12 protein-coding genes and 1 riboswitch are annotated in these 12945 nt (G+C 42.3%); of the genes, 7 read left to right on the top strand and 5 right to left on the bottom strand.

Annotation, left to right across the window (positions count from 1 at the left end):
• Window positions 1–46: 46 nt before the first annotated feature.
• From IEV91_RS09985 to IEV91_RS09970, 4 genes are read right to left on the bottom strand one after another with little or no spacing between them, the layout of a single operon-like run.
• Window positions 47–2161 (bottom strand): CocE/NonD family hydrolase, encoded by a 2115-nt coding sequence (locus IEV91_RS09985; protein WP_188497283.1) that lies wholly within the window; start codon window positions 2159–2161, stop codon window positions 47–49.
• A 26-nt stretch (window positions 2162–2187) separates the two neighbouring features.
• On the bottom strand, window positions 2188–3348 hold the full coding sequence (locus IEV91_RS09980; protein ID WP_188497282.1) for a DUF819 family protein: 1161 nt from the start codon (window positions 3346–3348) through the stop codon (window positions 2188–2190).
• Window positions 3345–4373, bottom strand: coding sequence for a dipeptidase (locus IEV91_RS09975; protein ID WP_188497281.1), 1029 nt, complete (start codon window positions 4371–4373; stop codon window positions 3345–3347). The genes IEV91_RS09980 and IEV91_RS09975 overlap by 4 nt, the downstream gene beginning before the upstream one ends.
• Before the next feature lie 47 nt (window positions 4374–4420).
• Entirely contained in the window at window positions 4421–5275 is an 855-nt protein-coding gene (locus tag IEV91_RS09970; RefSeq protein WP_188497280.1) for a MurR/RpiR family transcriptional regulator, read from the bottom strand.
• A 363-nt stretch (window positions 5276–5638) separates the two neighbouring features.
• On the opposite strand from IEV91_RS09970, the gene IEV91_RS09965 reads away from it, so the two are divergent.
• The 7 genes from IEV91_RS09965 to thiE all read left to right on the top strand — a co-directional run bounded on the left by IEV91_RS09965 (window position 5639) and on the right by thiE (window position 12123).
• Window positions 5639–6784, top strand: a complete 1146-nt coding sequence (locus tag IEV91_RS09965; protein WP_188497279.1) for a M20 peptidase aminoacylase family protein — start codon at window positions 5639–5641, stop codon at window positions 6782–6784.
• Window positions 6777–7667 carry a GNAT family N-acetyltransferase gene (locus IEV91_RS09960; RefSeq protein WP_188497278.1) on the top strand — a complete coding sequence of 297 codons (891 nt, stop codon included), beginning with the start codon at window positions 6777–6779 and terminating at the stop codon, window positions 7665–7667. The genes IEV91_RS09965 and IEV91_RS09960 overlap by 8 nt, the downstream gene beginning before the upstream one ends.
• A 1-nt stretch (window position 7668) precedes the next feature.
• A complete protein-coding gene (menC, locus tag IEV91_RS09955; RefSeq protein WP_188497277.1) occupies window positions 7669–8793 on the top strand; it encodes an o-succinylbenzoate synthase in 1125 nt (374 codons plus the stop codon).
• Between the two features lie 272 nt (window positions 8794–9065).
• A riboswitch (TPP riboswitch) is annotated at window positions 9066–9179 on the top strand.
• Between the two features lie 157 nt (window positions 9180–9336).
• Complete coding sequence (thiW, locus tag IEV91_RS09950) at window positions 9337–9876, top strand: energy coupling factor transporter S component ThiW (protein ID WP_204871298.1); 540 nt, start codon at window positions 9337–9339, stop codon at window positions 9874–9876.
• Window positions 9845–10651, top strand: coding sequence for a bifunctional hydroxymethylpyrimidine kinase/phosphomethylpyrimidine kinase (thiD, locus tag IEV91_RS09945; RefSeq protein WP_188497309.1), 807 nt, complete (start codon window positions 9845–9847; stop codon window positions 10649–10651). The genes thiW and thiD overlap by 32 nt, the downstream gene beginning before the upstream one ends.
• 22 nt (window positions 10652–10673) lie before the next feature.
• A complete protein-coding gene (gene thiM, locus IEV91_RS09940) occupies window positions 10674–11486 on the top strand; it encodes a hydroxyethylthiazole kinase (protein ID WP_188497276.1) in 813 nt (270 codons plus the stop codon).
• Complete coding sequence (thiE, locus tag IEV91_RS09935; RefSeq protein WP_188497275.1) at window positions 11476–12123, top strand: thiamine phosphate synthase; 648 nt, start codon at window positions 11476–11478, stop codon at window positions 12121–12123. Before thiM ends, thiE begins: the two co-directional genes overlap by 11 nt.
• Before the next feature lie 382 nt (window positions 12124–12505).
• Here thiE and IEV91_RS09930 read toward each other — a convergent pair whose 3' ends face one another.
• Window positions 12506–12823 (bottom strand): winged helix-turn-helix transcriptional regulator, encoded by a 318-nt coding sequence (locus IEV91_RS09930; protein WP_188497274.1) that lies wholly within the window; start codon window positions 12821–12823, stop codon window positions 12506–12508.
• Window positions 12824–12945: the final 122 nt, after the last annotated feature.

Below are 12945 nucleotides of genomic sequence, written 5' to 3'. Positions count from 1 at the left end.
ACAAAAATAAATCCGCCAGCTTTACCGGCGGATAGTTTACACTTAGTCAGCTTAGTGCTCCTTTTACAATGGGTAACAAGATATGGCTTGGATAGCGGTCATCGTGATACACTTTTTGATGAGCAATGATATATTTTGTATCGTCGGCAGGGTTATTTCCTGTATTATGGTTAGGAAATGAAAGATGATCAGCACCGGAAGTTATAGACACGCGAATGCGATGACCTTTTTTGAAACAGTTGGCGATCTTAGTCATTTTTAGTTCATATTTTTCAACTTTACCTGGCTCAAGTAATTCCGGATTTTCGAAGGAATGCCGATACCTTGCTCGAATGATACCGTCAGATAAGCGAATGGAATGACCTTCTTCGTCTACATCGGTTAATCGGACGACCCAATCGGTATCCCTCGCCGTACTTGATGCGTAAATCACAGCATAAACATTTCCAGCGATTTCTACATCCTCAGTTAGTGGTGTGGAAGTATAGACAAGAACATCGTCACGTGCTTCAACCTCTTCATAATTTTCTGGGACACTACACTCATTTTCAGAGACATCAATTAAAAAGGGTGTTGGATTTTCCGGATCAAAGGTATATTGATCCTCTAATTGATTACCAGGTTTCGAGACACTTAATATCCCATCATCGGGACTCGTTCTTGCCTGCCCTTGACTATGCAGATACACAATCGTATCGTTGGCTCCTTCAGGTGGCCAGCTTTCAGAAGTATTCCATTCATTTTTACCGACTGTATAATACTGAATCTTTGGCTCATCTTCAACATGATTATCGATATCTTTTAAAAACCGGTCAAACCAGCGTTGACACATAACGTCCAAATCATATCGAATCGCGTTCAGCCCAAAAGGAACATTATGGATTTCTCTTGTTGAGTTGGCCTTGTGATACCAAGGACCAAGGATTAACTTTTGATGGTCTCGTTCATACTTTTCATTTACTTCCCATGATTCCGTCGTTCCAACACCGTCATCATCATACCAACCTGAAATATGTAAAGCAGGGACGTTTATGTTCTCACCCCAATGTGACCAATCGGATTTCCTCCAAAACTCATCATAGTTAGAATGATTCATCCATTCGTTCCAAAAAGGGATCTCTCGACCAAGAGCTTTTTTGGGGATGTCCCTAATGGGTCTTATTTTAAGGACTTCATCCCAATCAGTACGATTGAGCGCATGAATATTCATTTTTCGTTCCGCCATCATGAATGACCATGCCGAAATCCCTGATAAAATAGTGCCGCCTTTTCTTGGGAGATCCCCAAAGGGACTTCCAGCGGTGACAAAACTGACAATGGCTTTCAAATAAGGATTGCCACTTGCTGCTGCCGCCCACTGAACAAATCCACCGTAAGACCCGCCAATCATCCCAACCCTCTTGTTTGACCATTCTTGGGCAGCAATCCAATTTAACGTATCATCACCGTCTTCAATTTCATGAATACATGGAATCCATTCACCCTCAGAATCCTCACGACATCTAACATCTTGAGCGACAACGGCGTAACCGCGATGAACAAAACGGAGCTTATCTTCACCGGCGACTCGTCGACCATAAGGTGTTCGCAAAAGAATCGTCGGTAAAACGTGATCTTCAGGGATCTCTTTAGGTAACCAAACTTCTGTGGCTAACTTTACTCCATCGCGCATGTCTAAGAAAAAAGTCCCTTGATGATTGACGCTGTAACTAGCTTGAGAGACTGCCGGATCCTGCCAAAGCGTGAGCGGCGTAAATTCTTCATAGGTGTCTTCGACAAGGATGATACTTTCCTCACGACTATGATATAAAAAGGCGATTATTCTTTTATCATAAACGATGACATCAATGGGGGCCTTCGTATTAGGCATCGCCCAGATCCAAGCTTCTTGTTCATTGCCATCCTTATGGTGAGAGATCTTTTTATATCTTTTAAAACTATAGCCTGAAGGAAATTGAACCGTATTGCCTTCCCAATGTATCGTTTCTGATTCTGTCTTTATCCTATGGACATCATGATTCGGTATCACATATTTGTTTTCAATCACTGTATGAAAGGGAGACCACTCATTTGTGTCTATATTTTTCTCAGAGCATTTTAACTGATCTGTATCCCACATCATTTTTGCGAGGAGGACACCAGACCTATAATATGAATACATGATAATACCTCCTGAAAATTCCGAAATTATCCTCCGATAATAGCTTTAACAAGGTAAGATATTGAGAAACCGAGGTAGTTTCCTAAAACGTTTCCAATGGATCCTAATATAATGGCAGTTCCAATGATGCCGTTCCACTTACCGGTACCAGCAACCATCGCTGAAGTGCTTCCGTCAGCGAAACCAGCGACGATCGCGATCAATCCATATTGATACTCAATCTTAAATAGCCGGCAGAAAATGATATGGAGCAGAAGGGCACCTAAAATGATGACTAAATAAAAAACTGTAATAAGTGGTGCGGAATGTACAAATTCTTTAAGACTAATTGAAATACCGATTATGACCAAGAAGAACATTGCTACAAAAATACCTAGATCTGTATTCCCTTTGATTTGTCTGATTGGTTTAAACTGAGCGAGAATGATCGACATGGTCGTGATGAATACAATCCTCATTGTTCCCGAATACAGATCAGGGAAATATCCAGCTAAAATTGTAGAAAGGCCCGTGACAATAAAAGCGATCGCAAATAATAAAGCAATATCTGTGATGGACCATGTTTTTTCAGCAAAGAGCGCGTTCTCTCCTTCTGAACTCGCAGCCGTTTCGTTGATGGAATACGGCCATTTTCTTTTGAACCACTTCGATTTAGATAAAAGGGCGGGTAAAGCAAAAAATATAATCAATACAGGTGTGCCAATAACATAATCTGCAGCGTTGGCACTTGCGAAAGTGGTTGCTGTCACATTCAAGCCTGTTCCAACCGCGGTTAAATTGGAACTTCCCCCTGTTAACGTACCGACAAACATACCGGCGACTTTCCAGCCCTCAGGAATTTTATCGGCAAAAAGTAGACTCGCAATAAAGGCGACAACGCCTACACTAATAACAGCAATACACATCGCCATTAGCGGTTTTTTCGCGAGCCGTAACCATTCTTTCAAATTGACGTTTAATAACATCATGGTTAATGAAACGGGAATGGCATATTCCAAAAAGGTACCATATACTGGACTGTCGCTTGAAACAATGTGGAGATTGGACAATACGGCACCTATAACAACACAAATTAGGGCAGGACCTACCCATTTGGCCCATGCAAAACGCAAAACAAAAAATGAAAATGCGACGGTAGAAAAGATAACCGCCAAGATCGAAATATCACTGGTGAGTAATGGTTTCATTTAAAGACTCCTTTATAGACTCTGAGATAGTTTTTTCCCAAGATCAACGCAATGTCTTCATCGGAATAGCCGCGCTGAATGAGAACACGTGTCACTTTTTTCATTTCCTTATGTCCCTTGACGACATCAAACGGTTTTTCCTTCATTCTGGCAAGCTCATCTGGGGAGATATATTTCATAAAGGCATCGCAAAGGTCAAGACCAATCCCAACATGTTCAACCCCTACGAGTTGGACGATATGGTCCAAGTGATCAATTAAATGTTCGATATCACCATCTTCAGGCTTATCCGCAACAAACATATTCGCCGCATTCATACCAATGACACCGCCTTTTTTAGCAATGGCCTTGATCTGATCGTCTGTCAGGTTACGCATGGTCTGGGTTACAGCCCGGGCATTTGAGTGGGAAGCAATAACAGGTTTTTTGGCAAACGCCATGACATCCCAAAATCCTTCATCATTTAAGTGACTGACATCAATAAACATGCCCAGTGCTTCAGCAGCTTCAATAAGTTGAACGCCAAACTCAGAAAGCCCACCCTTTTTTCCTTCTTTAACCGGTGAAAAATGACTGCCGTCTGCTGCATAGTTTCTTCTACTCCATACTAGACCTACGATTCGGACACCTAGCTCATAAAAAATTCGTAGTAGCCTTAGGTCATTTCCTATAGGTTCAACACCTTCTAGCGAAAGAAGAAAACCAATCTTATTTTCTCTCTTTGCCTTTAATATATCTTCATAGTTTTTACAAATCATGATAAGATCGCTTGATTCATCAACTTCTTCATATAAGGCAGTGACTTGAGCTAAAGCCTTTCGAGTTCCCATCTCCGGTAAAAATTCGCTGTCAATAAAAAGGGAGGCCACGATAAGGTTTATTCCGCCGTCTTTGAAGTCGTTGACATAATCGGTTTCAATGACTTTTCGTCTTCCTTTTGCTCTTTGTATCTCAACGTCCATTAAAATATCAAAATGCCCGTCTATTATCAGAGATTCATTGTGTAAGTGCTGAATGCGCTCCATGTGTTAACCCTCCTGTGTATGAATGCAAGACTGAATAGCCTCGTCTTTCAAATAAATAAATGACTATCATCAATAAAATCATAGTGTTCCTTTCTCTTTTGAAAACGTTCGTGATAATTAATAGAGACACCCGCGATGAGCGCGTTTAATAATGAAAAAAGCGAAGGGGTTGCATCGAGAGTGGATTGTTCTGTTTGATATACAGACAAGAGTATATCTGTATACTTCGAAATAGGTGCCACTGGAGAATCAGTAATACCGATCACGAATGCGCCTTGTTTTTTGGCCAATTGAGCAAAATGGACGGTTTCTCGTATGTATCGATGAAAGGAAATGGCAACCACCGTTGTCTCTTTATTCAGTTGACTAATTTTCTGTACAAAATCATCTGTGTCTGGGCGATATAAATAGCTGTCCCCTCGAATGACATCTAATGTAAAACTTAACCAATGGGCGGCCGCGTAAGATGCTCTTAATCCAGTGACAAGGATCTTCTTTGCTTCTCCTAACTTTTTAACCGCCTTAACGAGATCGTCTTCTTTTAAATGATAAATGGTTTTTTCTATATTGGCGCAGTCCTCTTTCATAACCTTGGAATAAAAATCAGGCCGTTTAGCAAATTTTGATTTTTCAGAATAATAGAGTTCCAAACTGCTACTATTAGAAGAAAGAAGTTGTTCCCTTACCTTTTTTTGCAACTCACTAAATCCGCTGAGTCCAATGGAGTAACAAAAGCGAATAACAGTAGTTTCACTAACATTCGCCTTTAAACCAATGTCGCTGGCAGAGTTTATTGCAAAAAGATGTGGATTATCAACCAACAATTTACCTACTTTCTGTTGTCCTTTAGATAATTGATGGAAATGTTGTTGAACTAAATCGAGAAAATAATGGGTGGTCAAAAGTTCACCTCCAAAAAATGAAGTAGATACTTCAAAAGTTAAATTATAGAATTCATAGCTTCATGATTTTTTTAATTTATCACACACTCTAAACTTACGCAATAATGTATTTTCAGTATTGCGAGAATAATCAGCCTGTGGTATCGTATTTGGAAAAGCTAGAACTTCATTTTTAGTAAGATAAGAAGGATTCACTTCAAATAAAAAATGATGATTGTTTTAAAGCCTAGCGACTGGGAGATATGATCAATACAGCAAATTGAGAAGGAAATGTTAAATTTCACCTTTACTCACTCATCTAATGACATCCACATGGATGAGCTTTTAAGGCTTTAACAAACTTTTTATTAAGGAGGGAGAATATTGAAAGGACTCGATGGCGGTTTTGCAGAAGAGGTAACACAGCTTTTTACCTATTTACATGAACATCCTGAAATAAGTTGGCAGGAGTTTGAAACGACTCAGTTTGTGAAACGGCTGTTGGAGAAAAAAGGTTGCAGAATCCGTACATTTGAGGATTGCCCAGGAGTGATCGGTGAAATCGGTGAAGGGTCACCGGTGATTGCTTTACGAGCGGATATGGATGCGCTTTGGCAACAGGTAAAGGGTAAGTTTCAGGCTAATCATTCATGTGGACATGATGCACATATGACGATGGTTCTTGGCGTTTTGTTGGCTCTGAAAAAAAGGGCTGTTATTCGTCAAGGGACAGTCCGTTTTATCTTTCAGCCCGCTGAGGAAAAAGGAACTGGGGCTTTGAAAATGGTGGAAAAAGGCGTTGTTGACGATGTTGATTATCTTTACGGTGTCCATTTGCGTCCTTTTCAAGAGGTGGAAAATGGGAAGGCCTCACCGGCCATTGTTCATGGGGCGGCCAGGTTGATACAAGGAGAAATCATTGGTGAGGATGCTCATGGCGCAAGGCCACATCTTGGAAAGAGCGCGATTGAGGTGGGAGCGGCACTTGTCAATTTTATCAATGAAATCCACCTCGACCCCATGATCCCTTACTCTATCAAACTTACAAAATTAACGGCAGGTGGAAAGAATGCCAATATTATTCCAGGTTATGGTGAGTTCAGTGTTGATTTACGTGCGCAAACTAACGCGGCGATGGAGGCATTATACCAGAGACTACATCAAATCATCCAACAATTATCCCAACAGTTTGGGGTTGATATACGATTCTTAAATATGACGCATGTCGCGGGTGCGATAGTAAATAAAGAAGCACAGGAAGTTATGACTGAATCCATTTGTAAGGCCTTGGGTGTCGAAAACTTGGAGGCACCAGTTGTAACAACAGGCGGGGATGATTTTCACTTTTATGCATTAAAACGCCCTCATATAAAAGCAACCATGCTTGGTCTTGGCTGTGGCTTGACGCCTGGCCTGCACCATCCAGATATGACCTTTGATCGAAAGGCCTTATTTTCGGGCATTGAGATTTTGACGGAAACGGTTTTGATCACATTAGAGAAATATGGGGGTTCTGTTGATTATGAGTAATGCGGTAATCAGGAAATTGAGTACAGTCGCTGAATTAGAAGAAATGCAGAAGCTTGAGGAAGAAGTATGGCATACGGCACCGATCCCAATTCATCAAACCCTAACCGCTGCAAAAAACGGTGGAATTGTACTAGGTGCCTATGAAAGGGATCACCTCGTCGGCTTTTTATATAGTTTTGCGGGCTTTAAGGACGGGAATAGTTATTTGTGTTCGCATATGCTGGGGATCAAGCGCGATTTTCAGAAGCAGAAAATGGGTGAAAGGTTAAAACAACGGCAATACGAGTTGGCACGTGAGGCTGGCTATTCATCGATTGTTTGGACGTTTGATCCATTGTTGAGTTTAAACGCTTATTTGAATTTGCATAAGTTAGGTGCATTCGCGAGTCAATATATCGAAAATAGTTATGGTGAGATGACAGACGCATTGAATGCCGGACTGCCTACCGATCGTTTTTTGGCCGAATGGCCTATAGCGAGTAAGCGATCATCGGGTTTGGGTGATAGAGTAACGTTTGCGACTGGACAACTGACGAAACCTAATGATGCTCACGCGTCTAGAGAAACCCAGATAGATGAGGCCCATTGCTTATTGAAGGTAGTCATCAATAAACAGGGATTACCGGTGCCGGAGACTTCCTTTTTACAGGATGTCGATATCGCCACAAGTCCAGAATGGTTTGTTCCCGTTCCATATGATTTTCAGACGATACGCTCTCTTGATCATGAATTAGCTATGAATTGGCGTATAGCAACAAGAGAGGTATTCAATAGTTTAATAGCACAAGGCTTTGTTGGTGTGGATTTGATAAAAAAGAGTGATGCTGTGAGTTACTATCGTTTTGTACTAAAAAAACTCACGAGTTTAAGGGAGGATGAGTAGCATGAAAGAGACATTTAAAATTAAAAAAATAATCTTGCGCCAATTGCAGATGAAAATGAAGGCGCCTTTTACCACAAGTTTCGGGACGATACATAATAAGGATTTCCTTTTGATAGAAGCCGTTGATGAAAACGGGCTGAGCGGCTGGGGCGAGTCCGTTGCGATGGGTTCCCCTTGGTACAGTGAAGAAACAGTTCAAACGAGTCAACACATGCTGGAGGATTTTCTTTTTCCTACTTTGCTGAATGCGCCACTCACTCATCCAGATGAGGTGAGCGAAAAATTTTCCCATATCAGACGAAATAATATGGCGAAAGCGGCTGTGGAAGGTGCTGTTTGGGATTTGTATGCTAAACGAACCGGGGAGCCTTTAGCCAAGGCCCTAGGCGGTACCCGAGATAAGATCGGTGTTGGTATCAGCATTGGTATTCAATCCTCGGTCAACGCACTGCTCCATCTTATAGACGGTTACCTGACGGAAGGTTACCAGAGGCTTAAACTTAAGATAAAGCCTGGTCGGGATGTTGAAGTGTTGAGAGAAATTAGACGTGTCTACCCAGACGTGCCTATTATGGCAGACGCGAATTCAGCCTATACATTAAAAGATATTGACCTTTTAAAGCGATTAGATGATTTTAACTTAATGATGATTGAGCAGCCACTCGAACATGATGATATCATCGATCACGCCAAGTTACAGAAGGAGCTGTCAACGCCGATTTGCCTGGATGAAAGTATTCATTCTGTTTCGGATGCCCGCAAAGCTATTGAACTTGGGAGTTGCAAGATTATCAATATTAAAATTGGTCGTGTTGGGGGGTTAACCGAATCGAAAAAAATTCACGATCTCTGTGCTAAAAATGGCATCGATGTTTGGTGTGGCGGAATGCTTGAAGCCGGTGTGGGGCGCGCCCATAACATTGCGATCACCACTTTGCCACAATTCACCCTTCCTGGTGATACAGCGGGTTCTTCACGCTATTGGGAAGAAGATATCATTGTTCCAGAGGTCACCGTGAATGCTGATGGCACCATCAATGTCCCTAATCAACCTGGCATTGGTTACGAAGTGAATATGAAGGCTATTGAAAAATATAAGGTAAGTGAGAAGGTATTTACTGCTTAAGATGTTGCTGAGCCTGTCTCTTAAATTTGACTCTTCTCTTCAAGTTTGTGGAAAAGGTTTAATTTAACAATGGCAGTTATTTGCCCGATTTTTAGGTTGTGAGGAGAAGGTGGGGCTCTTGAATGGGCCACATGAGAAGCCAATAATGCAGCGCTGAAGAGTTATGGAGGTCTTTAATGCATGGTAGTTAATAGCGAAGAGGGCTTTTAAATATTAGTCTTGAAGTCTAGAGGGGATCGTGCTAGAGTTTAAGAGTAAAAGTATATATACGATTTGAGCACTAGGGGGGCTGGTGTGGCCAGCTGAGATTAAGACCCGTTAAACGTCTTTGACCCTTGGAACCTGATCTGGTTTATACCAGCGTAGGGAAGTGACTGCCGCATGAACGATTAATACATAGTGACGACAGACGCAAACCTATTCTGGTTTGCGTCTTTTTTTTTAGTCATAAGGAAGTCGATGGATGGTCAGCTACTATCCAAGTTTTATCCGTAATTGGAAGGCATTTTATAGTGTGATATAGGAGAGGGGGATACTTTTGACATGTTGTTAACGCGAAAGCTTGTAATAACAGCCTTTTTTATTGCTCTAGGCATCGTGACAGGCGATATCATCTTCATACCATTAGGTGTTTCAAAGCTTTTTCCTGTGCAACATCTGATTAATGTTCTTACAGCAGTGCTTGTCGGGCCTTGGTATAGCTTAGGATGTGCTTTTGTGATCTCCTTGTTGCGAAATCTTATGGGAACAGGGTCACTTCTTGCTTTTCCAGGGAGCATGATTGGGGCTTTCCTCGCAGGTAATTTATTTAGAAAAACAAGACGGATAGGTTGGGCGGCTGTGGGAGAAGTCATCGGCACTGGAGTAATGGGTGCTCTTGTGAGTTTCCCACTGGCGAAGTTCCTTTATGGTGTAGATAGCGCCGTCTTTTATTTCATCACGCCTTTTACTCTTGCTTCCCTTGTTGGAAGCTTGATTGCGTATTTTCTCTTAAAAGGATTAAAAAGACATAAAGTCATTTCAGACTGGTTAAGAAGGGATGAAGATGGAAATGAAAACAGCACTGACGATAGCAGGGTCTGATTCCTCCGGAGGAGCAGGGATTCAAGCCGATTTAAAAACCTTTTCTGCCCTAGGTGTTTACGGGATGAGCGTGATTACGGCCGTGACAGCGCAAAATACACAGGGTGTTTTTGGGGTTGAAGAGCTGTCTGAGAAGATAATCACCGGGCAACTCGATGCCGTTTTTCAAGATATACCCGTTGATAGTGTGAAAATCGGTATGCTTTCAAACGCTGAAATTATTCAAATCATTGCGAGAAAACTTCGCGTTTATCAGCCTCATCATGTCGTGCTAGATCCGGTCATGGTTTCTAAAAGCGGCTACGATTTACTAAGGCCAGAGGCAAAAGCAGCTTTGATCGAACATCTTCTTCCGTTAGCAACTGTACTTACACCGAATTTAAAAGAGGCAAGTGTTCTTGTTGGTCATCCGGTCGAAACTCTGTCGGATATGAAGGAGGCCGCAAAAGCGCTTGCTGAAAAAGGGCCACAAGCGGTTTTAGTCAAGGGCGGTCATTTGCAAGGAGAGGCGATCGATATTTTATATGATGGCGAGAAGTGGCGGACTTTTGAAGGGAAAAGGATTGCGACGAAGAATACCCATGGTACTGGTTGTACTTTATCTTCAGCCATTGCTGCTTTTTTAGCGAAAGGTCACTCATTAGAAGAGGCCATCCAACGTGCCAAGCAATATATCCAAGGGGCTATTGCCCATGCGCTTGAGTTAGGACATGGTGCAGGTCCCACTCACCATTTTCATGAATGGTATACGGCGACAGGAAGTAAACAGGGATAAATGAATGAAAAGGAATGAGAGTATGACTATTTATGAAGCGATTCATCATTTAATTGAAGACATTAAAGCGTCTCGACCATTGATCCATCATATTACGAATGCGGTCACAATCAATGATTGTGCCAATGTTACTCTAGCGGTGGGGGCAAGTCCAGTAATGGCGGATGACCCCCAAGACGCTGAGGAGATGACGGCACATGCCGAGGCCTTGGTGATTAATATGGGCACCTTGTCAGAGCGAACGGTGCAAGCCATGCTGGTCTCTGGCAAAGTTGCGAATAAAAAAGGCATTCCTGTTATTTTCGATCCTGTTGGCGTTGGTGCCACAAGTTATCGAATGGAAGTTGCTAAGATTCTTTTGCACTCCATCCGCTTTTCAGTGATTCGTGGCAATAGCTCAGAAATAAGGGCGCTAGCGGGGATTGAGTCTAATGGTAGGGGCGTCGATGCTGGTGATTCAATGGAGGATGTAGCAACGATTGCTAAGCACCTTGCTGAACAACATGCCTGCATTGTAGCAGTTACCGGTCAAAAAGATGTGATTACCGATGGACGACAGTTAGCTGAAATTACGGGTGGGCATCCAATGCTCGCTCAAGTTTCTGGTACAGGCTGTATGACGAATTCTCTCATTGCTTCTGCTTGTGCAGTAACTAAGGATCACATGTCAGCCACCATTACAGGGATCGCGCTAATGAATCGGGCAGGCGAGCTTGGCTATGCCCGTCTCCAGCAAAATGAAGGGACAGGAATGTTTCGTGTCCGCTTAATCGATGCGCTCTCTCTTATGACCAAGGAAGCGCTGCAAGAAGGAGGAACCATCCTTGTTAGATAAGCATGCCATAGATTATTCTGTTTATTTGGTGACTGAAAAATATGACGGGCGTCATGAAGAGCTTTTTTTAAAGAAAATCGAACAAGCGTTAAAAGGTGGAGTCACTCTTGTGCAGTTACGAGAAAAGGCCTTGGAAACACGTGCGCTTTATACATTAGCGAAGCGGGTAAAAACGCTCACCACTCGCTATAACGTTCCTTTTATTATCAATGATCGGCTCGATCTCGCGCTTGCGATAGAGGCCGATGGGCTACATCTTGGACAAAAAGATCTTCCAGCCAGTGTTGCGAGACGCCTGTTAGGTGAAGATAAGCTCTTGGGGGTATCCGCTGAGACGGTTGAACAAGCGAAGCGAGCCGAATGTGACGGTGCCGATTATTTAGGCGTAGGGTCTGTATTCCCAACGAAAACAAAGGATGACGCGACGATTATTTCGATAGATGCTTTAAGAAAAATAAAAGCAGCCGTTTCTTTGCCTATCGTCGCCATTGGAGGGATTACTCTACAAAATGCAGGACTGATTATAAAGGAGAAGGTCGCTGGCGTTGCTGTTGTCTCTGCCATTTTAGGTGCCAATCAACCTGAGCAAGCGGCTGCAGCCTTCCGTAAACTCTATAAGACGATTGAAGTTAACTAAGAAAAAAATTAAAAGCATAGGAAAAGGGGATTAGCGTGAGCGTTAGTCCTCTTTTGTAAGGATAGGGAGGGAGAAGCCCAGTTTTCTAAAAGAAATAAGAAATTCTAGTCACCAGGATGGTGTGGCATTACGCTTTAGAACGCTCGTCGTCAGCTTTCTCGGACCAACTCGAAGTTTATTCGAGAAGTAACGCTGGCCCGGTTCCCGATGGACTCTCGTTTAGGCATCCGTGGGTCAGCGGCGCTAAGGAACACACTCTGTATAAGTGTGCCGAATCTCCCGTCTTCCACTCCTTACCACTTTATGCTGACGGTGCATTTTGGTAAGAAACCTTTTAAACTTCACTGAATGAAGGCCGGGCATGCCTTTCGCCCGGTCCTCATTAGGTCCACTTTGATCCCCAAATCTTCATTTCCTTGATCATTTTATGCAGGGCTTGTCCTTTCTCTGTTAACGCATATTCGACAGTGGCAGGGACAGTAGGATACACGGTTCGTGTAAGAATTTCGTTATTTTCAAGATGTCTGAGTGTACTTGTTAAAGCGGTTGGGCTAATTCCGTGAATCGCTTTTTTCAATTCACTAAATCTGCGTGTTCCTTCAAACAGTTCCTTGAGAACGAGGAAGGACCATTTGCCTCCTATCACATTTAAAGCCTTTTCAATTGAGCATTCGATCAATTCAGGATTTGTTGCTTCCAAGTGATCACTCCTATACGTTTTAAAAACTTACTATAAAAATGATACTAAATAGTTATAAATTCAGTATATGAAAAATATTTCAGTTCTTCAAATCCTTTGTTTCTCTGCTTATTATAAAGATA

This window comes from Pullulanibacillus pueri (genome assembly GCF_014639255.1).
GTDB classification, from domain to species: Bacteria; Bacillota; Bacilli; order Bacillales; family Sporolactobacillaceae; genus Pullulanibacillus; species Pullulanibacillus pueri.
The sequence above is the reverse complement of the archived record's forward strand: the minus strand, read 5'-3'. Positions and strand labels throughout refer to the sequence as shown.